The following is a 24,848-nucleotide window of genomic DNA, read 5'->3' on the forward strand; positions in this document are numbered from 1 at the left end:
TGTTTAAGATAGAACGATGCGCGACAAATAAAAAGCCCGACGCTTGCGTCGGGCTTAATGTTCACGGTTGCCGCAGATTATTCTGCCTTGGCGCTATCCGTTTTCTCTTTTGGCTTCACGAACAGACGTTCAACCACCACGAAGAAGATTGGGATAAAGAAGATACCCAAGAAGGTTGAGCTCATCATACCGCCGAGTACCCCAGTACCAATGGCGTGTTGGCTGCCTGAGCCTGCGCCACTGCTGACGGTTAACGGTACAACCCCGAGACCAAACGCCAGTGAGGTCATCAGAATTGGACGGATCCGCACCCGTACCGCGTGTAGGGTTGCCTCTACCAAGCCTGCGCCTTTCTCGTAGTACTCTTTAGCGAATTCCACGATCAAAATGGCGTTCTTGGTCGCCAGACCGACGGTGGTCAACAAGCCAACTTGGAAGAACACGTCGTTTGACAGTCCGCGACCATCCATCGCCAGCAACGCACCAATAATACCCAATGGCACCACCAGAATAACCGCAAATGGCACCGACCAGCTTTCATACAAGGCGGCCAGCAGCAGGAACACCACTAATAGCGACAATGCATACAAGCCTGGCGCTTGGTTACCTGACAGACGTTCCTCGTAAGAGATCCCGTTCCACGCCAAACCAAAACCAGGCGGCAGTTGTTTAGCCAGTGTTTCCATCTCTTCCATTGCTTCACCGGTACTGAACCCAGGTGCTGCTGCGCCCTGAATGTTCACCGCAGGCAAGCCGTTGAAACGTTCTAGACGAGGTGAGCCATATTCCCATTCGCCAGTTGCGAACGCCGAGAATGGCACCATTGAGCCACTGTTGTTGCGCACATACCACTTATCTAAGTCGTCTGGTTGCATACGGTATTTGGCTTCACCTTGGACATACACGCGTTTTACCCGACCTCGGTCGATAAAGTCGTTGATGTATGAACTACCCCATGCAGTTGCCAGCGTTTGGTTAACGGTACTTATTTCAACGCCCAAGGCTTTCAGCTTCTCGTGGTCTACGTTCAGCTTATACATTGGCGCATCTTCTTGGCCATTAGGACGCACTGCCATCAACTTAGGATTTTGCGCTGCCATGCCTAGCATCTGGTTGCGCGCCTGTACCAGCGCTTCGTGGCCTTGACCTGTCAAGTCTTGCAGATAAACGTCGAAACCGTTGGCGGTACCCAGTTCAATAATGGCTGGTGGAACGAAGGCGAATACCATCGCATCTTTAAATTGCGAGAACGCACCCATCATACGGCCAGCAAGGGCTTGGACTTTATCTTGCGGTGCAGTACGTTCAGACCAATCTTTCAGGTTAACGAACGCCATCCCCATGTTTTGACCACGACCGGCGAAACTGAAGCCTGCCACGGTAAACACTGAGTTAACTGCATGCTCTTGCTGATACATGTCAGACACTTTCTTCAGCACTTGCTCGGTGCTTTCTTGTGATGAGTTAGGTGGCAAGGTTGCCACAGTCATCAACATACCTTGGTCTTCATCAGGCAAGAACGCGGTTGGCATACGGGTGAATAAAAACGCCACAATCGCCACAAATCCAGCGTAAACCACCATCATGCGGAATGAGCGCTTGATGAACTTGGCCACCACGCTTTCATAGCCATTGGTGAATCGTTCAAAGCTGCGGTTAAACCAACCGAAGAAGCCGGTGTTCGCGTGGGTTGAACCCTTCTTAACTGGTTTCAACATGGTGGCACACAATGCCGGTGTCAACACAATCGCCACAATCACTGACAGTGCCATTGCCGAGACGATGGTGATCGAGAACTGACGGTAAATCACCCCAGTTGAGCCTGACATAAACGCCATCGGCACGAATACCGCTGATAAGGTGGCTCCGATACCAATCAAGGCGCCAGTGATCTGCCCCATCGATTTCTTGGTGGCTTCTTTCGGACTCAGGCCTTCTTCGGCCATCACCCGCTCCACGTTTTCCACCACCACAATCGCGTCGTCCACCAACAAACCGATGGCGAGCACCATAGCGAACATGGTCAAGGTGTTAATCGAGTAACCGGCAGCAGACAGAATCGCGAAGGTGCCCAGCAGTACCACAGGCACCGCAATTGTTGGGATCAATGTTGCACGGAAGTTCTGCAAGAACAGATACATAATCACGAACACCAGTACAATCGCTTCCAGCAGCGTATGCACAACCCCTTCGATAGATTTCTTCACGAATGGGGTGGTGTCGTATGGATAGATCACCTTTAAGCCTTGCGGAAAGTTAGGCTTTAACTCATCCAACTTGGCGCGAACCGCATCGGCAGTATCCAGTGCGTTGGCACCGGTGGCCAAACGGATCGCCAAACCACTCGCAGGTTGACCGTTATACAGTGAGGTGATGGTGTAGTTTTCTGCGCCTAGCTCAACGCGGGCAACGTCTTCTAAGTAAACATTGGCACCGGCTGCGTTAGATTTCAGAATGATACGGCGGAACTGCGCTGGGGTTTGCAAACGGCTTTGCGCGGTAATGGTCGCGTTCAGCTCTTGCCCCGGTACTGCAGGCGCACCACCAAATTGACCGGCGGCCACTTGGGCGTTTTGCGATTGAATCGCTGCGGTCACATCGGCGGTGGTCAGGTTGTATTGGGTCAGTTTCAGCGGATCGAGCCAAATACGCATAGCGTATTGGGCACCAAACAACTGTGTTTCACCTACACCAGATACCCGGCTCATTGGGTCTTGAATGGTCGAACCGATAAAGTCGGCGATATCCGCCTTGTTCATTGAGCCATCTTCCGAGATAAAGCCCAATACCATCAAGAAGCCTGAGGTCGACTTGTTGACCCGTACCCCTTGTGCTTGCACTTCTTGTGGCAGCAAGGTCATCGCGGTTTGCAGTTTGTTCTGCACTTGAACCTGCGCGATATCGGGATCGGCTTCAGCGTTGAAGGTGATGGTGACTTGCGCGTTACCAAAGCTATCACTGTTTGAGGTGATATAACGCATATGGTCAAGACCTGTCATCCGCTGCTCAATCACCTGAGTGACGGAGTCTTCAACGGTTTTTGCGGACGCCCCAGGGTAAGTGGCTGAAACAACCACTGTCGGAGGAGCGATTTTCGGATACTGCGCTACGGGCAGCGACTCAATCGCCAACACGCCCGATAGCATGATAAGTATTGCGATCACCCACGCAAAAATGGGGCGATCGATAAAAAAGCGTGCCATAAAATTAGCCCCGTTTTACTACTCTGCTGATACGACTTTTGTGGTCACTGGTGCGCCAGGGCGAATACGTTGCAGCCCTTCAATCACCACTTTTTCACCAGCTTTCAAGCCGCTGGTAATACGCCATTGGTGATTGATCACTTGCGCTGTGGTCACCACGCGTGCTTCCACTACGTTTTGGTCGTTAACCACCATCACTACGGCTTGGCCTTTGGCGTTATGTGATACCACCTTTTGCGGCACCATAATCGCTTGTGGGTCGACGCCGGCATTAACAATGGCGCGCACGTACATGCCTGGCAGCAGGGTGTGGTCTGGGTTCGGGAATTCAGCGCGCAGTGTTACTGAACCTGTGCTTTGATCAACACTCACTTCAGCAAATTTCAGCGTACCGGTTTGATCGTAGATGCTGCCATCTTCCAGCATCAGCTTCACGGTGGCGTCATCACTGGCTTTTAGTTGACCAGCCTTCAGGCTCGACTTCAGGCGCAGCATCTGTGCGCTAGATTGCACGATATCAATCTTGATCGGGTCAAGCTGTTGAATTGTCGCTAGGGCGTTTGCTTGGTTAGCCGTCACCAATGCACCCGGGGTCACCGTTGAAATGCCGATTTGGCCAGCGATTGGCGCTTTTACTGCGGTATATTCAAGATTGATTTTGGCTGTGTTTAATGCCGCTTCTGCCACGCTGACAGCTGCTTGGGCTTCTTTATACGCCGCTTCAGCCGTGTCGAAATCTTCCTTACTGATGAAGTCAGTTTTGGTCAGCTCGGTATAACGCTTATAGGTGGCTTTGGCTGAGGCCAAGCTAGCTTTGGCGCGTTCCAAATCGGCTTCGGCACTTACCACGCTTGCTTGGTAGGTGGCAGGGTCAATCTGATACAGTGACTGGCCTGGTTTTACTTCAGTGCCTTCAACAAAACCCTGTTTGATAATGATGCCTGATACTTGAGGACGAACCTCCGCTTCAAGGTAGGCGCGGCTGCGACCCGGCAGTTGGGTGGTGAGCGCTTGAGAAGAAGATTGAACTTCAATAACACCAACTTCGGTAGCGCCTGCTGGACCTTGTGGCCCTTTGGCTTGCGGGGCCTCCCCGCCACAAGCGGACAACCACAATGCCATGCTTATACCTGAGGCAACTTTGACAAAATGCCGCATGAAAACTCCTATTGCTATGCTAAATCCCTTACGTGCAATGTATTTTTTCAAGGGATGCGAATTCAGTTCAATGGATGAGTATTTTATAACCTATCGGATATTATCTGCGGCTCAACCGCAAAGTGGAAACCTTAAATAGTAAAATTTCATTAAAGGCACTGCAGAAAGAAGGGGTATTTGCTTCTATCAGATGTGACTTGTGCCGCTAAAGTGTACGAATAGGCATAACAATTAGACCATTGCGTCTGGTAGTTTTACCCACAGAAGGCTATATTCTACCACTGTAACGTATTATTTGTTAGATAGTGAAAAAGTGGCTCACTGTTGCATAGGTGAAACAATCAATGGATCTCAACCGAGTACAAATATTTGCGCAAGTTGTTGAACAGGGTAGCTTTACTGGTGCAGCAAGGGCACTTGGACTGACCAAAACTACAGTCAGTCGTAAGGTCGCTGAGCTGGAAACGCAGACCGGGGTACAGTTGCTATTTCGTACAACGCGTGCACTGCGACTGACCGAAGCTGGTGCTGAATACTACAACAAGATCACCAAGATTCTACAAGACTTGGAAAACGCGGAAGCCCAGTTAAGCGCGAGTCAGCAACGTGTTAAAGGTAAGTTAAAAATTGTTTGCCCATTTGAAATGGGACAGCTGTTTCTTGGCCCAGTGTTCACCTCGTTCTTGGAAGCCTACCCCGATATCAGCATCGACACTGAGTTAACCAGTCGCCACGTGGATTTGATTGAAGAGGGAATCGACCTGCTGTTTCATGTGGGCATGGTCGAAGACTCACGTATTCAAACCTACAAGCTGTTTAATACCAGCACTACCTTGATGGCCAGCCCTAAGTATCTGGCGCGTTTCGGTACCCCAACCAAACCCTCGGATTTAGTTGACCACCGCTATATTGACTGCCACCACAGCCGCCATATGAGCGGTGATGATGCCATTCGCATCTTTGATGGCCAGCGTTGGCAAGAGATTGAGCCGCAAGTGCCGTTCCGCGTGAACAACATTACCTTGGCGCGTGAAGTGGCGATTTCGGGCTTAGGCATTGCCGCGTTGCCGGTGATGATTGCTGAGCAAGCATTGTTAAGTGGCGAGCTGGTGCCGTTGTTAGAAGACTTCCCGATGGAGCACAATGTGCTGACAATGTCCTATCCAAAACGGGCATATTTACCGCGTAAATACATGGTATTTATTGATTTTATCTACCAAACTTTGTTCCGCAGTAAAGATGAAGAGTTGCTCGAAAAGCCAGAATTTGTGGTGATTCGTGAGGACGGCCAAGGCAATGTCACCTCAATTGACCGCCCTCAGGAGTTTTCTTGCATTAAGACGCTGGATGCGCTGAATCTGAAGTCAGTAAAGACTTCTGCAGCGATAGGCGATACTGACTAACGTCATCCGCGACCGGTGCCAAATCCACCACTTGATAGCGGTTGCGGATCAACAGATTGAGCACGGGTCGGTATTGATTGCGGGTTTGAATCTTTACCGACTGATAGCCATTGGCCTGCAGCCATTGTTCCTGTGCCGCCAGCAGTTGTTCGGCTAGTCCTAAGCCGCGCCAATCGGTGGCGATGCCGCCTAACCAACTAAAAAAGCGCTGTTCATCCAGTGCGTAGCCTAAGTTAAACCCTGCCAACTCCCCCTCAACTTCAAGCAGTTGTAGCAGTATTCGCTTATCGTATAAACGCTGTCTAATATCGGCAACGGCATCCACAGGGTCGTATTCTGGGATCTGCTCCATCAACGCAATGATTTGCGTAATGTGCGTCCCCGACAGTTCTGTGACTGTCGTTATCTTGGTGTGATACATCGTTGTGCTCCCCAAAAGCCGGTAACAAAGGGTTACCAGCAAATCGGCGGCAGTATAGCAGTTTGATATTGCTCTTCCTTTAACACAGCGCTGATTTTGCGTGTGTCTTCAGAATCATCTCTTGCAGCACTTTCAGCAGTACGCCGTAGGCTGGCAGGAACAAGCACAGGCTAATGAGTAGCTTGAAGGCGTAATCGACACTGGCGATTTCCGGCCAATGTTCTGCCATAAAGGCGTTATCTGAGTGATAAAAGGCGATACCAAAAAACACTATGGTGTCGATCAGATTACCTATGATGGTGGATGCCGTTGGCGCAACCCACCAAGCGCAACGTTCGCGAATTGCTGCAAAAACACTGATATCCATCAGTTGGCCCAAACAGTAGGCAGCAAAACTGGCAAATGAGATCCGCAGTACCAGATTGTTTATCTCCAGTAACGCCGCTGAACCTTGAAATGCGCCATCGGTGAATAGTACGCCAATGATATACGACAGCACTAAGGCGGGCAGCATCGCCAGAAAAATGATCCGTCTTGCGGGTTCTTTACCGAAGATCCGCACGGTGAGATCGGTGGCCAGATACACAAATGGAAAGCTAAACGCACCCCAAGTGGTATGAAAGCCAAAGATTTGAAATGGAAGTTGCACCAGATAGTTACTGGCACTGATGATCAGAATGTGAAAACTGATAAGCAGCAATAGCGCACGTTTAATCTGCGCTGGGGTTAACATCAACATATTGTGACCTTTTTGATTTAGTTAAGCGGGGTGAGGGAACCCGCAATGACGCTCGAAAGCGGCGCACATTATAGTCAACTCGCGCCGTCTGACAAGTCGGCGTTAAAAATCCACCAAAATTGACATGATGGTGGCGATCTTGTTCTCTAACTCTTGCCATTCAGATTGTGGGTCTGAACCGGCCAAAATGCCTGCGCCCGCAAACAGATTAATGGTGCCCGGTTCTAATAAGGCACTGCGAATTGCCACCGCAAATTCACTGACATGGCGACTCAAATAACCACACGCGCCCGCGTACCAGCCACGGTTATAGCCTTCATATTCGCGAATAAAATCGAGCGCATTTTGCTTGGGCACGCCGCCCACGGCAGGTGTAGGGTGCATCGCCTGCAGCAGTTGGAAATCATTGACGCTGTGTTTAAGTTTGGCGCGAATGATGCGATGCAGGTGTTGAATATGGTTTAGCTTAAAGATGGCCAGCGGTGCATCGCCATCAACACTGTCACTCAACTTAGCTAACTCAGCTAAAATATGGCTGCGCACAAACTGGTTTTCGACACTGTTTTTGGCGTCGTCTAACAGCTGCTGCGCCAACAGCTGATCTTGCGCTTCGGTAATACCTCGTACAGTCGTGCCCGCCAAGGCTTCGGTTTTGAGTTGCTGCTCATGGCGCTGGAACAAACGCTCTGGCGTGCAGGAGATAAAGCTGCGCTCAGCGCTGAACTGAAAGCCAAACTGAAAACTGTTAGGGTTGCGCCCTTGCCAGCTGGCCAACACAGTCCAAGGATCGGGTGTATCCGCCACTTTTAGTTGGGTGTGACGCGACAACACCACTTTCGGGGTTTGCGCATTAAATTCGGGCTCGGTCACCATAGACACCAGCTGTTGCCAGCGTTGCTGATCCGGGGTGTCGCAGCGGGCTAACACTTCGGTTTTGCGGGGTGGCGCTAATGGCGCGGCGGGTACTAACGCGCCTAACGCTGTTTGTGCCAGTTGTAACTCTTGCTGTGGGTCTTTGTCGGCCAAATGCAGGTTGAGCAACAGTTGATAGTGCTCATCTTGGCGGCGCAGTTCAATCCGTGGCAACACAAAGCGCACGCGGCCAAATTCAGGCCAAGAGCTTTCGCGCCGATCAAAGGCGATACCGCCATAGTAGCGAATATCGGGTTCGGCTAAGCAGCCCAATTGCTGTTGATAAACGCTGGCCAGTTGCTCGTCGCTGACGCTTTGCTCGAAAAAAATTTGGTGGCAACTGCCCACGGCGGCGGCTTCAGCATCGGTATTACGCCCATGCCAGTAGATTTTCGGAAATGTTTGCTGGCTGGCGATCCACGCCATTAATGGCAGCGCATCGATCTGCTGTTGCAGTTGCAGTACCGGAGCTTGAACGTCAAATAGATTCAGTTCATTGAGCCGCTGTTGCAGTGACTTAACGGCTTGCGAAAGAGAGGTAACAGACAAAAAGACGCTCCGAAAGGGTAAAACAGCCACCTGAGGGGTCGTGGTTGGCACAATATTGCTTTAACACAAACTAAAGTTAGCGGCTCAGAGTGTCAAGCAATCCGATGCTAAGGTGTGATTTTTGCCGTGATCTGAATCGTGAAAGTTGTCAAAAAATTGTGATCAAGGTGGACATTTTTTCGAATTCAACTGCGCGCATGTGTCAAAATGTCGCAACTGGGCATTTATTGCTGCTCCATCTGATGAGAATATTAGATCCTGATGGCTTTTTGGGTGTTATTCCCTTTATGCTTGCGCACCGTCTCATCAGAATTGATGTCGAAATCCTGTCTTATTCATTCACAAGGCATAGCATAATGTCAAAATTACCAGCAAGAATCTCACTTCTGGCGTTAGCCGTGGGGTGCGCCTGTCAAGCCAATGCAGACGAGCAAATTGTGCGTGATCGTTTGCTCAACGTAAACGAAGTAATTGTGGTGCAGGGCGATAAGCCAACTGCAGTGACTGAGGCAACCACTCACTGGAGTGTGACTGCTGATGACATCAAAGCAATGGGTGCGGTGAGCTTAGAAGATGTATTGGAAACTGTGCCGGGCGTTTACGTGCGTTACGGCGGTCAAGGCACTCCGCGCATCGATATTCGTGGCTTTAAAACTCGCCACGTTACCCTGTTAATCAACGGTGTACCTGCCAACAGTGCTGACGATGGTCAGTTCGACCCAAGTTTGATCCCAACCAGCCAAATTGAAACGGTTGAAGTGTCGATGGGCCCAGCCTCGGTGCTGTATGGTCCAGGTGGCGCGGGTGGTGTTATCAACATCATCACCAAGCAAGGGCAAAATGCACCGGCATTTGCCGCCAAAGTGGAAGGTTCACAAAACTCAACCTACAACAGCGAAATGAGCTTGGCGGGTAGCGGCGACAACTGGCAAGGGCTGGTCAGCGCGAGCTATCAAACCACAGACGGTTTCCCAATGTCTTCAGATTACGTAGCGACTGAATACCAAGACCGCGACACCCGCTTGAACGCTGATCGGACTATTCGTAATTTTTACGCTCAGGGCAGCTATTGGATCAATGACGACACCCAACTGATTGCCAACGCAGCGTTCCGCTCTGGTGATTGGGGCCAAGCTCCGCGCGATGGTAGCGGTGTGAGCAATGTGCGTTATCAAGGGGTAGATGACTACCAAGGTACTACAGTGCAGTTGGGTATTGCCCACAAGCTGAATGACACTCTGACGTTACGTGGTTTCGGTTACCACAACCAAACCGATAAAGTGGATCAAACCTTTACCGATGAGACCTATGCCGCACTGTCTGCGGCGCAAGACAGCACCTCTAAAGTGCAGGGCATTAACCTGCAGCTGATTGCTGACTTTGCTGAAAAAGGCATCTGGAGCACCTCGGCTATTGCAGAAAAGCAAAGCTGGGATTCTGAAGATACTCAATATCCAGCGGTAGCCACTGGTGGTTCAGGTAGCGGCTCTGGTTCAGGTGGTGGTTCTGGTTCAGGTAGCGGCTCTGGTTCGGGCGGCGGCTCTGGCTCAGGTGGTGGTTCTGGTTCGGGCGGTGGTTCTGGTTCAGGTAGCGGTTCTGGCAGCAGCGCAGCACCGACCGTTACCTCATTGTCAGATTCGGCTTGGGTTTACACCTTAGCGACCGAATATCAACATCAGTTGGGTGATAACTTTGGTTACACCGTGGGGGCGGGCTTCCATAGTATGGATGCCGACAACAACTCAGATGATGATTACTCCGCTATGGCTTCAAGCTACTGGCAAGCACTGGAAGGCACTAAGCTGACCTTAGGTGTGGCGCGTAAGATTCGTTTCCCATCAATGTCAGATCTGTATGACTTGTCATCCGGTAACTTGGATCTGGAAACTGAAACATCACGGCATCTGGAACTGGGTTTGAGTCAAGACTTGGGCTGGCAAAGTGCGTTGGATATCCATGTCTTTACCACGGATACCGACAACTACATTGCCAACGACAGCAACGGTGTGTCACAAAACATCGGTGATTATCGTTTTAATGGTTATGATGCCACTATCACTAACCAAAGCATTGAAGGTTTGAAACTGAGCTTGGCGTATAACTACCTCAACTCAAAAGACCGTCATGCAGATGAAACTCGCAGCGATGGGTTAAACTATCGTCCAAAACACCAAATCCGTTTTGAAGCGGCATATCAACTGCCAACCGATACCAAGTTGCACCTGAATGTGCAGCGGGTGATCGACCAAGTGTACTTCCAAAACGTGCGAGTAAACGGTGTACGTACCCTGACAGAGTTCGGCTTGAATCCATACACCTTAGTGGATGTGAAGCTGAGCCAAGGCTTCATGGATGATAAGTTAGAGATGTATATCCGCGCTGCCAATCTGTTGGATGAAAATTACTACCAAAGCGACTCCATGCCGATGGCAGGTCGTCAGGTATTTTTAGGACTTAACTGGCAGATTTAATCATGCGTTTGCTCGAACTGGATGGGGTGAATTTTAACTATGGCAGCGGCCAGCCGTGGATCTTTCGAGATCTCAATTTTCGGCTGGAGTCTGGTAGTTGCCATTGTCTCACTGGCCCTACAGGTTCGGGTAAATCCACCCTGCTACAGTTACTTGCCGGATTACTGAGCCGCCCATTTGAGGGCGGCGTCTTTCGTCGGCAAGGCTTGCTAGTCGGATTGGTGATGCAAGATCCGCAAGTGCAGTTGCTGCGCCAAACCGTAGGCGCCGAAGTGGCGTTTGCGCTAGAAAACTTGGCGTTAGCCTCTGAAGAGATGATCCCCATGGTGCAACGCGCGTTGCGCCGTGTGGGTTTATTTGTCAGCTTAGATTGTCCCATCAGCAATCTGTCGTTGGGGCAAAAATACCGTTTAATGATGGCGGCGCAGCTGGTGTGCAACCCTGCGGTGCTGTTACTCGATGAGCCGTGGGCGCAACTCGATGATCGTGGCGTTGATGAACTGCTGATGGTTATCCGCGGCCTGGTGGCTGATGGCATTGCGGTGGTGATCAGCGAACACAATCCGCGTCCTTTTGATGGTCTGGTTGATAACTTTTGGCAACTGGCCGATGGTCGCTTGCTCGCTGGCATCTATCAAACTCGGCACACGATTCCGATGAAAGCGATAGCAGCGCGCGATGAAGTGATCGTCGAGTTTGATCCATTTGAATATCGCTTTTTAGGTGATAGCCCGCTGTTTAGCAGTGAGCACCCGCTGCAAGTGCGCCGCGGTGAGTTAATTTCAATTGTGGGCGATAATGGCGCTGGTAAAAGCAGTTTGATGAAGTCGATGGCGGGAATACAGGGCAATACGGCGTCGTTACCGCTCAAAGTGTTTGGCGAGCGTCCCAAAGCCGGAGCTTATGGGGCCAAGTTAGGTTTGTTGATGCAGCGTCCGAATCGGCAGCTGTTTGAAAACAGCGTGCACGATGAAATCACCTTTAGCCTAAAACGCTTTTCTCTGCCGCTCGACAGTGCTTGTGAATTATTACATGAACTCGGTCTTGCGGAGTTTGCAAAACTCTCGCCGCATAAGCTGTCATATGGGCAGCAGCATTTGGTCGCCTTAGCATCCTTGGTGTGTTACCAGCCGCAGCTGCTGTTACTCGACGATCCACTTGCGGGGTTAGATGCTGAGTATTTTGACCGCTTCTGTTTAATGATCAATCGCCTCCGTGAGCAAGGCTCGGCCGTGGTGATCACCAGTCACAGGCCGTTAAAACATATTCCCACCACACAGCAGTGGGATATATCAAAGGGGATGCTATTGAATCGCCATTCAGTTGAGGAAACTCACCATGCCTGTTAGTCAGTTTTCCCGCCCCCATTCGCAGCCTGTGTCTGGTAGAACCTTGTGGTTTGCGGGCATAGCGATGTTACTGGCGCTGTTGCTATCTTCAGCCGCCTTTTTTCTCCCCGACGCGCAATTGCCGTGGTTAGTCCTCGTGAATGCCCTGTTAGTGTTGCACGGGGTGATCAACAAAGGGCGCATTAGCGGTCTGATTCGTTACATCGCCATGCAACTGGTATTCACCGTGGTGCTTTATTTGGCGATTCACGGTGGTAACCAAGTGGGCCAAGGGCTGTTGGCGGTGGCGCGGATTTTTCTTGCGGTGGTGCCGGGATGGTGGCTGACACACAGTGTCAGCGGTGAAGCCATTGGTGAGTTACTCAGTAAATTTATGCCATCCAAATGGGCCTTTGTGGCCGTCGCATCACTGAATTTGCTGCCGTTTATGATGAATGAAGCCCGCGAAATTTATCAATTGCAGCTGCTACGCGGTGCGCGAATTGCGCCAAAACAACTGTTGAATCCGCGTAACTGGAGCGAGCTGTGCTACTGCGTGTTATTTCCGCTGCTGGTGCAACTGCTGAAATTAGCGCAACAAACCGCAATCGCAGCACGGGCACGCCATTTTGGCCATAAATTGCGTCGTACGCATTGGCGCCTTGCGCGGAGTAAACATGACCACAAGTAGTCACAGTAACAATAGCCACACCCATGAGAGCCAACCTAGAGGCTTTCAACTGCAGGATGCACTGTTTATCGGTTTCTGCGCCACGTTGCTGGTGGCATTAAAGAGCATTTTGCGGCTTCGTTTAGGGCTTTCGGGGCACTCGATGCTGTTGATGAGTTTCTTCTATCTCATCTGTTATTGCACCGTGGCGCGGATTGGCGCGATTACCGCGTGTGGGGCAATGGCGGGTGCCGTGGCGGCGGTGATCGGTGTCGGCAAAGGTGGCCCCTTCCTGTTTATCAAGTTTCTCGCCCCAGCGATCGCGATGGAACTGACCTTGATCATCGTGCAAAGCCTATTAACCCTGCGCTGGCGGCTGATTGTGGTGGCTGTTGTCGGCAGTATTGCTTGGTCTGCCAAAGGGCTACTGGAAGATCTCTTGGTCGGTATGAGCTGGCAAGTGGCCTTAGTGCGTTTTGGCACCAAAGTCGCGGCGGGTGGCTTGTTTGCTGCCATTGGTGCGTTATTGGTTATTCCGGTGATGAAGCGCTTAAAAGCGCACGATTTGTTATATCGCAACAGTAAGTTAGATCAGGAGTTTTGATGACCGATTGGTTGATTTGTATCGACGATACCGATGACATTGGCACCAAAGGCACCGGCGAAATTGCCAGTGAAATTGCCGATATTTTGCAGCAGGCAGACCCTCAGGCGAGATTGTCGTTCGTGACCCGTCATCAGTTGTATGTACATCCTGATATTCCCTACACCTCCCATAACAGCGCCATGTGTTTTGCCTACAGCGGCAGCCTGTCGTTGTGTCAGTTGCGTGAATTGGCGATTCATCATCTGCAGCAAGAATCTGCTGCAGCGGCCGACCCCGGTTTGGCGTTAGTTAATCTTGCAGAACTGGATGACGTTGAAGTGCTGAAGCAGTTTGGCCTCAGCGCTAAACAGCAAGTCTTGACCAAAGCGGATGCCTATCAACTGGCTGATCAGCTGGGTATTGCGCTGAGTGAACACGGTGGCACAGGTCAGGGCGTTATTGGGGCCATCGCCGGTTTAGGTTTACGTTTGACTGGCAACGATGGCCGCGTAAAAGGCCAGATCCAATTGGGTCAAGGTGAGCAACCCGCGCAATATCAAGTGACTGATGTGCTCGCACGCACTGGACTCGATGGGGTATTGACCACCGATGGCCAGTGGTTGGACGGCGATGAAACCGTGTGGCTATCAGGTAAAGTCAAAGCGGTGTGGGCGCACAGCAAGTTTGCCCTGCTGGTGAGTTCAACTGAGCACGGCTGGAGTAACGCCAGCAAACAAGCGTTGAAGGATTATTGATGTCTTTGCCAGATCACTTTGCTTATTTCGATGGCCAATGGGTATTTAACGGTGGCCGTGAGGATCTCGACACTGCGCGCGAGCAAGCGGCAATATGCCCTCGCTTTCAAGAGGATGACGAAGATGAGCAAGTCGATGATGTGCGCAAAAGTTGCTATAACTGCGCCTTTCGACGTTGGTCTCCGGACAGTTTTAGCTGCACGGTCATGGCCGATATTATCCTTAGCTAATTATAAAAAATGTCGCCTTGATACAGGCAAAAATTAACCATAGCTTATAAACTAAAGCTTCTTGTATCAGTCGCTGTGCGTGGCACAGTCGCACGGTCAGATTGGCCGATGTTTTCGGGAAGCGCTCCATGTCAGAAGTACTGCAGCCAGCAGATTTAGTCAAAGTACCTGTCGCAAATGTTGAACTGGGCATGTACGTTGCTGCCATTGAAAGCAACGGCAAAGTTGCCGTCACTAATGCGGGCAAATTATCAAAAGCCGCGATTGCTACCTTGCAAGCGCGTGGGATTAAATTTGTTTGGGTCGACATGGGACGTTCCGATATTGCCGCGCCTGCTGCTGAAGCATCCGCAGTAGAAGAGATTCCTGCCGCAACTCCCAAGACTAAACGCGCAATCAATCGTCAACAGGCCCAAGATGATGCCAAATCTCTGCTCAATGAAGCCAAAGGCTTGATCCGCAAAGTGCTGTCGGAAACCTTTGAAGGCAAGGCAATTGAAGTAAAGCCGTTTGAAGCGTTGGCCGACAATATGATTGAGTCAGTCATGGGCCATTCAGATGCGCTGAAGTGTGTCAGTGCCTTGCGCTCCAAAGATGCGTACTTACTGGAACATTCGGTAAACGTTGCCGTGCTGTTGGTGACCTTTGGCCGCTACCTCAACTTTGACCGCCCCATGCTAAAACAGTTAGCCATTGGTGGCATTTTGCACGATATCGGCAAGATCAAGGTCGATGATGCGATTCTCAACAAACCCGGCAAATTGACCCCGGAAGAGTTTGAAGAGATGAAACTGCATCAGGTGTATGCCATGCCGATTATGTCGGAAGCCACCGGTATTTCGCAGATCAGTAAAGATGTCTGCTTAATGCACCATGAAAAGCTCGATGGCAAAGGTTATCCGCGTGGTCTCAAAGGCGATCAACTGCCAAAGCATGGCCGCATGAGCTGCATTGTCGATATTTACGATGCCTTGACCGCGACCCGCTGTTACAAAGAAGCCATGAGCCCAGCTGCAGCGTTTAAAATTTTGCTGAGCTTAACGCCGTTCCACCTCGATGAAAGCTTGGTATATGAATTTATCCGTTGTGTCGGGGTTTATCCGGTGGGCTCGCTGGTGGAACTGTCTGATGGCCGTGTTGGCATTGTTTGGGATACCGAAGGGCGTGATGTAACCCATCCGATTGTGAAATGCTTCTATAACAACAAGCACAAGCACCATACCGAAGTGACCTTGGTGGATTTAAAGCTGTCGGCACTGCATATCGAACGCGGTGTGTCGCCCAGTAGCATGGACGTTGACCCTAGTCCCTTCTATTAATTTTTACTGTAGCCGTTACACTGTCGAGGCCTGCACTTATCGCAGGCCTTTTCTATGTTGGAGGTTTGCATGTCGCACTGGAAGGCTGCGCTGCTGTTATTGTTATCGCTCTGTTTACTGGTGCCGGGGGTAACCCAGCCGATTTTGTCACTCACGGGCACAGTGGAGAAAGCTAAGCTGTCGGCGGCGGGCATGGACATGTTAGCCACCAGTGTCGCCGATGATTCAGAGGCAGATCGCAAACATGCGCGCAATATGATTGGCATGGTGGCGGGCTTGTTTGGCCTTAATCATCTTGAAGGTGAAGTGCAGGTATTTGATAAAACCCGCAGCATCTGGAGTACGGTGACTGAACTGCATGATAGCGGCAATATTGCGGTGGCGTTTTTGGTAATGCTGTTTTCGGTGATCATTCCGGTCATCAAAATTATGTTGACCTTGCTATCGATGCTGGCGCGCGAATCGCTGGCGCGCGGGCTGCAACAGGTTTCTGGCGCCTTATCCAAATGGTCGATGGCCGATGTGTTTGTGGTGGCGCTGATCATCAGCTTTATGGCCGGCAATGCCTCTGCGGGGATGGGTGATATGGTACGAACCAATGCCAGTTTTGGCAGTGGTTTCTGGTTTTTCCTTGGTTATTGTTTACTGTCGTTGCTGGGACAGAGCTTGATGAAGCCGTCAGTGAAGACTAACTACTAATATCTAAAAGTGATAAAAATAATTTTTATAAAACCTAAAGCTATTAAGTATGGTTTTTGATTATTGGCCGCATTCACCACGGCTCGCGATAATCAGCGCCATGTAGACTTAATGGCTTGAGAGTAGATATGAAAATTATTCAGCTGTTGTGCGCTGCAGTGGGACTGGTGCTGGTGACACAATATTGCTCTGCCATCGTGCAAGCCATAGTGTATTTGGGCACATTTATTGGTTTGTGGTGGGGTTTTTATCGCTCGCAACAAGCTCGCCACACAGCTCGACACACAGCTCGCCACCCAGAATAGGACCGCAGCTAATCATTGCTGCGGTCTTTCACTTTCATGTTTAAGATGAGCTAACTATTGCCAAGCACACCATTAGTGGCGATCGGCACAATCCAGTAACGGCACGGATTATGCTGACACACGGCGGCGATAGCGGCCAATAACTCTTCTTGCCGTTGCTGCGGATGCATCACTTCAAATTTAAAAAACTCGCGGTAACCTTCCACTTGCTCCTTTAGGTTGTACTGACTGTGTTCGTGGCTAAAGCCACAGATATTGATCAAGCTAAAACCTGAAAGGTAATCCTGCGACATCAAGCAATCGACAATGTCATCTTTGATGTTGTGTTGGCTAATCAGCACTAACAGCTGTTTCATTTGCGTTTCTCCAACGTTTCATAAAGCAATGGCAACAGATACAGGGTGGTAATGGTGGAGGTGATCAGCCCGCCAATCACCACAATTGCCAATGGCCGTTGAATTTCCGCCCCGGGGCCGGTGGCCAATGCCAGTGGGATAAGGCCAAACATGGCGGTGGTGGCGGTCATCAAAATCGGTCTCAAGCGGCGCGCTGCACCTTGTTTAACCCGATCTTCCAAGGTGGCAAACAGATGGCGAGATTGCTCGTAGTAGCTGACCATCACCACGCCGTTGAGCACCGCAACCCCAAGCAGCGCGATAAAGCCGACCGAGGCGGGCACCGACAGATATTCCCCTGACAGATAGAGGCTGATAATGCCGCCCATCATGGCGAATGGCACGTTAGCCAAAATCAGCAGTGCCTTGGAAATGGTGCCGAAGGTGGTAAACAGGATCAGGTTGATCAGCATAATCGCCACCGGCACTACCAACAGCAGATTGTTGGTCGCACGCTGTTGGTTTTCAAACTCGCCACCAAAGTTGAGGCTAAAGCCTCTGGGCAACTTCAGTTGCTGATCCAAGGTGGTTTGCAACTCTTCGACAAAGCCGACAATATCGCGTCCAGTGACGTTAGTGGTCACCACCGCAAAGCGGTTGCCTTGCTCGCGGTCAATCAGAATGGGGCCTTCACGGAAGCTGATCTCGGCCAATTCACTCAAAGGTTTTTGAGTGGCGTCCGGCAGTAAAATCACTTGCTGCTGCAGCTGGGCTAGACTGCTGATGTTGTCACGCGGACGGGCGATCAGCACTGGCGTGCGCTTCTTACCCTGAATCACCTCAGTCACCATAATCCCTTCCAACTGGCTCTTGAGGTAGCGCCCAAAGCTCATTGCATCCATGCCGTAGTAACTGGCCAAGCCATCTTTCAGTTTGAGATTGATAAACGGACTGCCTTCGGTCATCGCGGTTTTTACATCCTGCGCGCCCGCAGTATGGCTAGTGATATCCGCAATCTGCCCCGCCAACTGGTTAAGCTGACCAAGGTCATCGCCAAAGATTTTTATCGCCACGTCACCGATGCTGCCGGTGAGCATTTCCGATACCCGCATCTGGATCGGTTGGGTAAAGTTGAAGTCGATACCGGGGAATTTCAGCACTTCGGTACGAATTGCATCAATCAACTCGTTCTTGGTGGCGAAACGCCATTCATTCGACGGTTTTAACTGCAGGAATACATCGGTTTCGTTGAGTCCCATTGGATCGAGGCCGAGTTCGTCGGCACCCGTGCGAGCCACCAGTTGCTCAATCTCCGGCACTGTTTGCAGCAGGTGCTGCTCAATCTGCTTATCCAGTTCCAGAGACGACGGCAGCGAGATCGAGGGCGATTTTGCCAACTGCAGAATAATGTCGCCCTCATCCAACGTCGGCATAAAGGTTTTGCCGACGAGGGTAAACAGGCCAAAGCTCAGTACCAGTAGGGTGCTGGCGATTGCCACTGCTTTTTTACCGTGGCCGAGTACCCAAGTGAGGGTGGCCAGATAATGGCGTTTCAGCCAGTGGACAAACTTAGGTTCTTCCACTGCTTTCTCATTGACCAAGTAGGAGGCCAGCACTGGAATGATGGTCAGCGCCAAGATTAACGCCGACAACATGGCAAACACGATAGTGACCGCTACGGGAGTGAACATCTTGCCTTCGAGGCCAGTCAGCGTCAGCAGCGGCGAGAACACGATCATCACGATGACGGTGCCCGACACTACTGGCGTTGCCACATCCTTGGTGGCACGATAGATCAGGTGTAATCGCGGCACGCGCTGGCCGCCGGCCAGTTGGTTGACCATGTTTTCCACCACCACCACAGAGGAATCGACCAACATGCCGATGGCGATCACCAAGCCGCCAAGGCTCATCAGGTTGGCTGATAGATTGAAGTAACGCATCAGAATAAAGGTCGCCAGCGCAGCCAGCGGCAAGGCAAACGACACTACGAGGGCCGCGCGGACATTGCCAAGAAATAGCGCCAGCAAAATGATCACTAACACAACCGCTTCAACCAGCGCTTCGGAAATGGTGCCGATGGCCGTATTGATCAACTTGGCGCGGTCATAAAACACGTTGAGTTTGCTGCCAGCGGGCAGGGTCTTTTCAATGTCGGCCAGTTTCAGTTTTACTGCGTTCACCATATCAGCGGTATTGGCATTCTTCAGAGCAACAATCAGCGCTTCAGTGGTTTCGCTGCCATCTTTGGTCACTGCGCCGTAGCGGGCGAGGTGACCAATCTCGACGTTGGCCAAGTCCTGCAGCCGATAGCTGCCGTTGGCGTTACTGACAATCACCATCTGCCGCAAGGCTTCCAATGAATCGATGCGGCCTTCGGTGCGCACGGTAAAGTTGTCGGTGCCGACGGTAATCCGCCCCGCGCCGGTGTTGACGTTATTGGCTTCAATGCGGGCAATCAGTTCATCTTGGCTGAGGCCTGCTTGAGCCAGCGCTTGTGGATTGGGGGTGATCTGCAGCGTCTTGGCAAAGCCACCGAGAATATTCACATCGGCAACGCCCGGTACGGTGCGCAGCAGTGGCCGCACTTGCCACTCCAGTAGCTGGCGCCGTTCCAACAGCGTCATCGATGGATTTTCCAGTGAAAACATAAAGATTTCACTGAGCGGCGTGCTCATTGGCGCGATGCCGCCTTCAATGGTGGCGGGCAGTTTGTCTTTCACTGCTGCCAGCCGATCGCTGACCTGTTGCCGTGCCCAATAAATATCAGTGCCTTCGTTGAAATCTAGGGTAATCGCGGTAATCGCATACTTGGTGGTGGAGCGCAAAATTGATTGTTGCGGGATACCCAAGAGTTCGGTTTCGACCGGCACCGTCACTTGCGATTCAATCTCTTCCGCCGTCATCCCCGGCGCTTTCAGAATGATTTTGACCTGTGTTGGGGAAATATCGGGAAACGCATCTAGCGGAATCCCTAGCCATGCGAAGCTGCCCGCAGCCGCCAAAATAAGGCCGGTGATCAGCATAAACAGCCGCTGAGTCAGCGAAAAGCGGATCATTGCGTTTAGCATGTTACTCGCCTCCCAAACCCAGTAGCATGCCTTTTGCCGCTGCCACTGACTCACTCAATACTTCACTGTGTTCCAGTGCCGGTTCAGGTTGCACTAGGTAGCTATCGCCACTGACGCCAACAATCAACACCTCAGTAGGTAGCAGTTGTTCGCCTTGATGACGCAGCACGCGGCTGCCCGTGCCCCAGCTGTACACGCTTTGCTTCGGCAGTTGCAGGGCGTTGAGGCTTCTAAGTGGCGTTGCTTGCAGTTGCTGCCCGAGGGTCAGGCCACATTCATCGGGGATTGCGGCACTCCATGCTTGCACAAAACCACCCACGGCTAATTGCGCTTTGTGTTCGATGGGCAGTTGGCAGTTGGCCAGTTGCACCGCTTGAACCTCTGCGGCGATCATCAATGGCAACTGCAGCTGCAGTCGAATATCTTCAAGCGGAATCAGTGATAACAGCGGCTCGCCTTCCATCACTTGCGTCGTGGCGACGTCGTAGCGTAATACACCCGCTTTCGGTGCCAGCAATACCATGCCTTGCTGTGCTGGAGCGGGTTGCAGCAACTCCATAAAGTGATGCATATGCTCAAATTTGAGCTTGGCCGCAAAATATTGCTCGCTAATCTGACTCCACATCTCGGCGCCAATAGTGCCCTTTTTGTGGAGTGGTTTATTGTGTTGATAGCGGCTTTCGGCTAGATCAAAGCTTTCTTCAGCGGCCGCAAACTGCATCTGAAAATGGTGAATCCCTGCACCTTGCAGCAGTGCTATCGGCTGCTCTTTGACAACGACGCTGCCGTTGCTGACCAGCCAATGATGCTGTTGAATGGTTTCGGGCACGCTCAGCACAAAGGCGTTGCCGGGCTCAAAGCTGACTTGGGCAGGCACTGGGCTGGCGGGAATTTGGTTAACGCTGCTGACGCTAGTAAAACTCACACTGAGATTGGCAAGGCTGCTTACGCTCAAGGGGTCAGCAGCTAGGGCGCAGCTCAATACACTCAAGGCTGTACAAGTGAAAAATGATGTCCGTTTCATAAGCTAACTCCAAGCGCTTGTAACTGTTTTGAATGCAATTCGGCTTGCTGCAACTGGGTAAGTTGCAGCCGACTTTCGGTGGCTAAGGTATCGATATAACTGCGCAGCCATGCCTGATATTGGGCAAAACCTTGCTGCTTGGTGGCGGCCAGCGCGTCGGTCAATTGCTGATTGAGCGTGAGCGATTGCTGCAATAGCTGCTGTTGTTGTTGCAGTTGCAGTTGTTGCTGCCGCAGCTCTGCGAGGGTGAGTTTGGTTTGCAGTAGCAGTTGTTGTTGCTGTTGTGCGAGTAACAATTCTTGTTCGACCAAACTGCCGACTTCTGCCTGACTCAAGCCGCTGCCGATGCTCAGTGGAATATCCAGCGCGACGCCGATGGCTTGCTCTTCCATACCGATTGTTGCGGTGTTCTTGCCGTTTAATGACAAGGTCCATGGGGTTTCCACTCCATCCGCACGAGATTGGCCGAGCAGCTTTTGCCGTTGCAACTGCAAGCTGGTTAACTGGAACAGTGGATTTTGGCTGCCGTCATCCTGCGGTAACGCACGCTTGCTTTCATCAAGCGGCGGTAGTTCTGCCACACCGGTCAGCCGTTGCAGCGCATCGGTGGCGGTTTGCAACTGTTGCTGTAGCGGCAGTTGGCTTAGCTGTAACTCTAGCAATTCTCGCTGCACCATCAGCAGTTGGCTGCTAGAGGCTTCACCGCTTTGATGCAGCGCCTGCTGGTGGCTGACAAGCTGCTCAAGCAGTTGTTGTCGATGCTGCAATTGCGCTAATTCCGCTTGGGCGAGTTGTTGCTGCCACCAGTATTGGCGCAGCAAGCCTGACAGATAAAGCTGTTGCAGCTTTTGCTGCTGTGCGGTTAGCTGTTGATCCAATGGCTTCAACTTGGCTTCTAAGCGGTGCAGTGCTGGAGACTTTAGTGCCAAGTTGAGGTTCAGTTCCTGCTCAAAACTGCGCTGGCTATCGAGCCCTTGCAGGTGGCTAATGCTGATGCTTGGTAAACCCAGCAACCACGAAGAACTTTGATAAAGTGGTGCTTGTTGTGCTGAACTGTGCTGTAGTTTAGCTTGTGCTTGCGTAACTAACGCATGCAGAGTTGCCTCATCGGCAGCCCTTACTGGCAAGATTGGCAACAGCAATGCCAACGCCAAATAAAGTGAATGTGGTTTCATAGGCCGTATTTCATGGGGGAAAATAATGCCCTGCCAGCCTGACACATTCAGTTAGCGCGATCGTCGGGGAAATGTCCCTAAAAGCTGCTTATGGTACATATGTACCATAAGGCTATTTTGTTGATTTTAAAGTGTTTGCTGTATGGAGCGTTGTAAATGAAGGATTGGTTGCTGATTACTTTGCTGAGTATCATTACTCTACTCAATTTGCTGGATGTGCTGTCGGATCTCGACTTGGGTGTGCCTGCTTGGCACATAGTGCAAGAGAGTTTACTGGTGACATTATCTGGGCTGGGGGCGATTTACATCAGCAGTGATCTGCTGCGCCGTACACGCAAAATTCGGTTGTTGGCGACCAAGCTGAAACGTGCAGATCACCGCATTGGCAATATCTCAACCCGCATGAAGGCAGCTCGCGAAGAGTACACCCAAGCAGTACAACAGCAGTTTGAGCAGTGGGGCTTAACCCGTAGCGAACAAGAAGTGGCGCTGCTTTTGTTGAAAGGCTTGAGCTTTAGAGAAATTGCGGGGGTGCGTAACACCAAAGAGAAAACCGTACGCCAGCAAGCCTCGTCGATTTACACCAAAGCGGAAGTGGATGGTCGCCACAGCTTTTGTGCTTGGTTTATGGAAGATTTTATTCAGCCTGCCAACCAAGACGTGCCGGAGCAGGGCATGCAGGCTGCATAAGCAGTGGCTCTATGTTGTGTGGATGCAAGCGGCGAGTTAAGCCGCTGCCTACTGCCTACTGCTTAGTGCAGTGATACCACCGCCAACAGCGATCCCGAGCCAATACAAAACCACAATAGGGTCGCTGCGATTAATGGCTTGCTGCCTTGAGTGCGAAGTTTGCTGATGGTGATGCCGCAACCTACTAAAAACAGACACACAATCAACAGCCGTTTGCCGACCATAAAGATGCCGTCATACAAGGCTTGCCCCTGTGGTAGCAGGGTCGTAATCGCGATAGCGATGCAGTAGTACAGAATAAACATCGGCAATTTCAGTTTGCCATTGCCGCCAAACCATAGTGCACTCAACGCTGCGACTGGAATAATCCACAATGCTCGCGCCAGCTTAATCGTGGTGGCCGTCTTTAGCGCTTCTTCACCGTAGGCTGAGGCCGCACCGACCACCGATGACGTATCGTGAATCGCAATCGCGCTCCACACCCCAAAATCATGTTGGCTCAGTGCGAGCAGATGGCCAATCAGCGGAAACACAAACAAGGCGATTGAGTTCAGCACAAACACACAAGCCAGTGCTAACGCTGTTTGATCGTTTTTGGCGTTGATGGCGGGCGCAACCGCCGCAATCGCGCTGCCACCACAAATGGCGGTGCCACAGGCGATCAGGTGGCCGGTGTTACGTTCCAGTTTAAACAGCTTACTCAGTAGCGTGCCGATCACTAGGGTGGCAATGATAGAGCCAAGGATCAGCGGCAGATTCGCCATTGTGATAGTCGCCGCTTCGGCAAAGGGGATGCCGAACCCGAGGCAAACAATCGAAAACGACAGCAGCTTTTTGGTCACTGCGCCCACTTGCCAATCGCTCGGCATGCCAACAATATTGGCCAGCATAAAGCCTAATAACAGCGCAGTAGGTGAATTGATTACCGGCAGCAAACAGCTCACACCTAGCAGCAACAACAGCGTTTTGCGATAGCGTGGCTGTAACGACATACTGCTCAACATCCTCTTTCCCTTCATGGCAATTTCGCGATTGAGGATGGCAGTATAAAAAGTGTCTGACAATGAGAAAAATCAAATTAACTTAATTGAGTGATTCAAAAATATTGAATCTTAGGGTGAGGGATTTCCTCGTGGCAGGCGTGGCGACCACTCAGTGCTAAAAATAGCAACGGCCAACCTAAGTTGACCGTTGTCGATGTGACGTTTGCGCCTGAGACCGGAGCTTTAGCCAAAGGCATAGCGCATCCCGCTGCCAAGCTCATCGGCTTGCATGCCTTGTGGGGTGTGGTCATGCAGCAAGCTGATCCAGTGACGTTGATTGTTAGGGCTGGCGCCGTTCTCTAACAATACGTCCTGCAACTTAGCGCAATCATTGGCACCGATGTCGCCTTGACTATCAAAGCACAGTTCTAAGTGGCAGCCGGTTTCATGTTTCAGCAGCAGCGACTGCGGATTTTCGCGCTGGCCACTGAGGGCGACAAACTGGCTTGGATGACGCAAGCCGGTGAAGGTGCCGTCTTTGCCACAAGCCAACAGGTGTTGGTAGTACACCAAGTAGCCCTTCACGTCTTGATGCGAGCCTTTGCTCAGTGGAAAAAGTTCATCCATTAATTGCTTCGCGTTGTGCAATTTGTCGGCAATATGGCGTAAAGTTAACGTCTGACACGCGACCACTGCGGCAGCAATGCGCGGATGATGTGTTTTTAACTCGGTATGGTTTAATGAAATACTCATACTGTTTACTCCCGTGGTTGCCGTGTGGTGATAATCCCTTATTGGATGTTTTGTAGACTATCGAAATTT

22 protein-coding genes are annotated in these 24,848 nt (G+C 51.2%); 11 read left to right on the forward strand and 11 right to left on the reverse strand.

All coding sequences use genetic code 11. The features are described 5' to 3' along the window. Positions 1-77: 77 nt before the first annotated feature. Entirely contained in the window at positions 78-3,203 is a 3,126-nt protein-coding gene (locus JYB87_RS00670) for an efflux RND transporter permease subunit (RefSeq protein ID WP_207355010.1), read from the reverse strand. A gap of 18 nt (positions 3,204-3,221) precedes the next feature. Then, positions 3,222-4,361, reverse strand: coding sequence for an efflux RND transporter periplasmic adaptor subunit (locus JYB87_RS00675; RefSeq protein WP_207355011.1), 1,140 nt, complete (start codon positions 4,359-4,361; stop codon positions 3,222-3,224). A 344-nt stretch (positions 4,362-4,705) separates the two neighbouring features. Between JYB87_RS00675 and JYB87_RS00680 the strand changes: the two genes are divergently transcribed. Beyond that, positions 4,706-5,764 (forward strand): LysR family transcriptional regulator, encoded by a 1,059-nt coding sequence (locus tag JYB87_RS00680; RefSeq protein ID WP_207355012.1) that lies wholly within the window; start codon positions 4,706-4,708, stop codon positions 5,762-5,764. On the opposite strand, the gene JYB87_RS00685 is transcribed toward JYB87_RS00680, so the two are convergent. The 3 genes from JYB87_RS00685 to JYB87_RS00695 all read right to left on the reverse strand — a co-directional run bounded on the left by JYB87_RS00685 (position 5,697) and on the right by JYB87_RS00695 (position 8,385). Next, positions 5,697-6,185 (reverse strand): GNAT family N-acetyltransferase, encoded by a 489-nt coding sequence (locus JYB87_RS00685; protein WP_207355013.1) that lies wholly within the window; start codon positions 6,183-6,185, stop codon positions 5,697-5,699. The genes JYB87_RS00680 and JYB87_RS00685 overlap by 68 nt on opposite strands. A 79-nt stretch (positions 6,186-6,264) precedes the next feature. Further along, positions 6,265-6,924: a 7-cyano-7-deazaguanine/7-aminomethyl-7-deazaguanine transporter gene (locus JYB87_RS00690; protein WP_207355014.1), complete on the reverse strand. Its 660-nt coding sequence runs from the start codon at positions 6,922-6,924 to the stop codon at positions 6,265-6,267. Positions 6,925-7,026: 102 nt separating this feature from the next. Continuing rightward, on the reverse strand, positions 7,027-8,385 hold the full coding sequence (locus JYB87_RS00695) for an isochorismate synthase (RefSeq protein ID WP_207355015.1): 1,359 nt from the start codon (positions 8,383-8,385) through the stop codon (positions 7,027-7,029). Positions 8,386-8,741: 356 nt separating this feature from the next. Between JYB87_RS00695 and JYB87_RS00700 the strand changes: the two genes are divergently transcribed. The 9 genes from JYB87_RS00700 (at position 8,742) to JYB87_RS00740 (ending at position 16,748) form a co-directional block, all read left to right on the forward strand. Beyond that, positions 8,742-10,856, forward strand: a complete 2,115-nt coding sequence (locus JYB87_RS00700; protein ID WP_207355016.1) for a TonB-dependent receptor plug domain-containing protein — start codon at positions 8,742-8,744, stop codon at positions 10,854-10,856. Positions 10,857-10,858: 2 nt separating this feature from the next. Further along, the gene (locus JYB87_RS00705) at positions 10,859-12,205 is read left to right on the forward strand and encodes an ATP-binding cassette domain-containing protein (RefSeq protein ID WP_207355017.1); all 1,347 of its coding nucleotides are present in this window, start codon (positions 10,859-10,861) and stop codon (positions 12,203-12,205) included. Next, positions 12,195-12,875 carry an energy-coupling factor transporter transmembrane component T gene (locus JYB87_RS00710; protein WP_228729917.1) on the forward strand — a complete coding sequence of 227 codons (681 nt, stop codon included), beginning with the start codon at positions 12,195-12,197 and terminating at the stop codon, positions 12,873-12,875. The genes JYB87_RS00705 and JYB87_RS00710 overlap by 11 nt, the downstream gene beginning before the upstream one ends. Next, positions 12,862-13,458, forward strand: a complete 597-nt coding sequence (locus JYB87_RS00715) for a core component of ECF transporter (protein WP_228729918.1) — start codon at positions 12,862-12,864, stop codon at positions 13,456-13,458. Before JYB87_RS00710 ends, JYB87_RS00715 begins: the two co-directional genes overlap by 14 nt. After that, the gene (locus JYB87_RS00720) at positions 13,458-14,195 is read left to right on the forward strand and encodes a DNA-binding protein (RefSeq protein WP_207355018.1); all 738 of its coding nucleotides are present in this window, start codon (positions 13,458-13,460) and stop codon (positions 14,193-14,195) included. The genes JYB87_RS00715 and JYB87_RS00720 overlap by 1 nt, the downstream gene beginning before the upstream one ends. Next, positions 14,195-14,425, forward strand: a complete 231-nt coding sequence (locus tag JYB87_RS00725) for a hypothetical protein (protein ID WP_207355019.1) — start codon at positions 14,195-14,197, stop codon at positions 14,423-14,425. Before JYB87_RS00720 ends, JYB87_RS00725 begins: the two co-directional genes overlap by 1 nt. A 128-nt stretch (positions 14,426-14,553) precedes the next feature. Then, positions 14,554-15,744, forward strand: a complete 1,191-nt coding sequence (locus JYB87_RS00730) for an HD-GYP domain-containing protein (protein ID WP_207355020.1) — start codon at positions 14,554-14,556, stop codon at positions 15,742-15,744. Between the two features lie 69 nt (positions 15,745-15,813). Next, complete coding sequence (locus tag JYB87_RS00735; RefSeq protein WP_207355021.1) at positions 15,814-16,443, forward strand: paraquat-inducible protein A; 630 nt, start codon at positions 15,814-15,816, stop codon at positions 16,441-16,443. A gap of 128 nt (positions 16,444-16,571) precedes the next feature. Then, positions 16,572-16,748, forward strand: a complete 177-nt coding sequence (locus JYB87_RS00740; protein WP_207355022.1) for a hypothetical protein — start codon at positions 16,572-16,574, stop codon at positions 16,746-16,748. A 50-nt stretch (positions 16,749-16,798) separates the two neighbouring features. Here the strand turns inward: JYB87_RS00740 and JYB87_RS00745 are convergent, their stop codons facing one another. From JYB87_RS00745 to JYB87_RS00760, 4 genes are read right to left on the reverse strand one after another with little or no spacing between them, the layout of a single operon-like run. Continuing rightward, complete coding sequence (locus JYB87_RS00745) at positions 16,799-17,104, reverse strand: DUF3240 family protein (protein ID WP_207355023.1); 306 nt, start codon at positions 17,102-17,104, stop codon at positions 16,799-16,801. Next, positions 17,101-20,154, reverse strand: a complete 3,054-nt coding sequence (locus tag JYB87_RS00750) for an efflux RND transporter permease subunit (RefSeq protein WP_207355024.1) — start codon at positions 20,152-20,154, stop codon at positions 17,101-17,103. The genes JYB87_RS00745 and JYB87_RS00750 overlap by 4 nt, the downstream gene beginning before the upstream one ends. 1 nt (position 20,155) lies before the next feature. After that, positions 20,156-21,178, reverse strand: coding sequence for a hypothetical protein (locus tag JYB87_RS00755; protein WP_207355025.1), 1,023 nt, complete (start codon positions 21,176-21,178; stop codon positions 20,156-20,158). Then, positions 21,175-22,353 carry a metal transporter gene (locus tag JYB87_RS00760; RefSeq protein ID WP_207355026.1) on the reverse strand — a complete coding sequence of 393 codons (1,179 nt, stop codon included), beginning with the start codon at positions 22,351-22,353 and terminating at the stop codon, positions 21,175-21,177. Before JYB87_RS00760 ends, JYB87_RS00755 begins: the two co-directional genes overlap by 4 nt. A 156-nt stretch (positions 22,354-22,509) precedes the next feature. On the opposite strand from JYB87_RS00760, the gene JYB87_RS00765 reads away from it, so the two are divergent. Continuing rightward, positions 22,510-23,043, forward strand: coding sequence for a helix-turn-helix transcriptional regulator (locus tag JYB87_RS00765; RefSeq protein ID WP_207355027.1), 534 nt, complete (start codon positions 22,510-22,512; stop codon positions 23,041-23,043). 62 nt (positions 23,044-23,105) lie between these two features. Here the strand turns inward: JYB87_RS00765 and JYB87_RS00770 are convergent, their stop codons facing one another. Then, positions 23,106-24,047: a YeiH family protein gene (locus tag JYB87_RS00770; RefSeq protein WP_207355028.1), complete on the reverse strand. Its 942-nt coding sequence runs from the start codon at positions 24,045-24,047 to the stop codon at positions 23,106-23,108. Positions 24,048-24,269: 222 nt separating this feature from the next. Then, on the reverse strand, positions 24,270-24,779 hold the full coding sequence (locus JYB87_RS00775; RefSeq protein ID WP_207355029.1) for an aldolase/citrate lyase/malate synthase family protein: 510 nt from the start codon (positions 24,777-24,779) through the stop codon (positions 24,270-24,272). Between the last annotated feature and the right edge of the window lie 69 nt (positions 24,780-24,848).

Origin of the sequence: Shewanella avicenniae (genome assembly GCF_017354945.1) — a bacterium.
Taxonomy (GTDB): domain Bacteria; phylum Pseudomonadota; class Gammaproteobacteria; order Enterobacterales; family Shewanellaceae; genus Shewanella; species Shewanella avicenniae.

Bases quoted from the DNA above. Each gene is read 5' to 3' on its own strand.
- JYB87_RS00670 (WP_207355010.1), bottom strand. From the start codon at position 3,203: ATGGCACGCTTTTTTATCGATCGCCCCATTTTTGCGTGGGTGATCGCA.
- JYB87_RS00675 (WP_207355011.1), bottom strand. From the start codon at position 4,361: ATGCGGCATTTTGTCAAAGTTGCCTCAGGTATAAGCATGGCATTGTGG.
- JYB87_RS00680 (WP_207355012.1), top strand. From the start codon at position 4,706: ATGGATCTCAACCGAGTACAAATATTTGCGCAAGTTGTTGAACAGGGT.
- JYB87_RS00685 (WP_207355013.1), bottom strand. From the start codon at position 6,185: ATGTATCACACCAAGATAACGACAGTCACAGAACTGTCGGGGACGCAC.
- JYB87_RS00690 (WP_207355014.1), bottom strand. From the start codon at position 6,924: ATGTTGATGTTAACCCCAGCGCAGATTAAACGTGCGCTATTGCTGCTT.
- JYB87_RS00700 (WP_207355016.1), top strand. From the start codon at position 8,742: ATGTCAAAATTACCAGCAAGAATCTCACTTCTGGCGTTAGCCGTGGGG.
- JYB87_RS00705 (WP_207355017.1), top strand. From the start codon at position 10,859: ATGCGTTTGCTCGAACTGGATGGGGTGAATTTTAACTATGGCAGCGGC.
- JYB87_RS00710 (WP_228729917.1), top strand. From the start codon at position 12,195: ATGCCTGTTAGTCAGTTTTCCCGCCCCCATTCGCAGCCTGTGTCTGGT.
- JYB87_RS00715 (WP_228729918.1), top strand. From the start codon at position 12,862: ATGACCACAAGTAGTCACAGTAACAATAGCCACACCCATGAGAGCCAA.
- JYB87_RS00720 (WP_207355018.1), top strand. From the start codon at position 13,458: ATGACCGATTGGTTGATTTGTATCGACGATACCGATGACATTGGCACC.
- JYB87_RS00725 (WP_207355019.1), top strand. From the start codon at position 14,195: ATGTCTTTGCCAGATCACTTTGCTTATTTCGATGGCCAATGGGTATTT.
- JYB87_RS00730 (WP_207355020.1), top strand. From the start codon at position 14,554: ATGTCAGAAGTACTGCAGCCAGCAGATTTAGTCAAAGTACCTGTCGCA.
- JYB87_RS00735 (WP_207355021.1), top strand. From the start codon at position 15,814: ATGTCGCACTGGAAGGCTGCGCTGCTGTTATTGTTATCGCTCTGTTTA.
- JYB87_RS00740 (WP_207355022.1), top strand. From the start codon at position 16,572: ATGAAAATTATTCAGCTGTTGTGCGCTGCAGTGGGACTGGTGCTGGTG.
- JYB87_RS00745 (WP_207355023.1), bottom strand. From the start codon at position 17,104: ATGAAACAGCTGTTAGTGCTGATTAGCCAACACAACATCAAAGATGAC.
- JYB87_RS00750 (WP_207355024.1), bottom strand. From the start codon at position 20,154: ATGCTAAACGCAATGATCCGCTTTTCGCTGACTCAGCGGCTGTTTATG.
- JYB87_RS00755 (WP_207355025.1), bottom strand. From the start codon at position 21,178: ATGAAACGGACATCATTTTTCACTTGTACAGCCTTGAGTGTATTGAGC.
- JYB87_RS00760 (WP_207355026.1), bottom strand. From the start codon at position 22,353: ATGAAACCACATTCACTTTATTTGGCGTTGGCATTGCTGTTGCCAATC.
- JYB87_RS00765 (WP_207355027.1), top strand. From the start codon at position 22,510: ATGAAGGATTGGTTGCTGATTACTTTGCTGAGTATCATTACTCTACTC.
- JYB87_RS00770 (WP_207355028.1), bottom strand. From the start codon at position 24,047: ATGTTGAGCAGTATGTCGTTACAGCCACGCTATCGCAAAACGCTGTTG.
- JYB87_RS00775 (WP_207355029.1), bottom strand. From the start codon at position 24,779: ATGAGTATTTCATTAAACCATACCGAGTTAAAAACACATCATCCGCGC.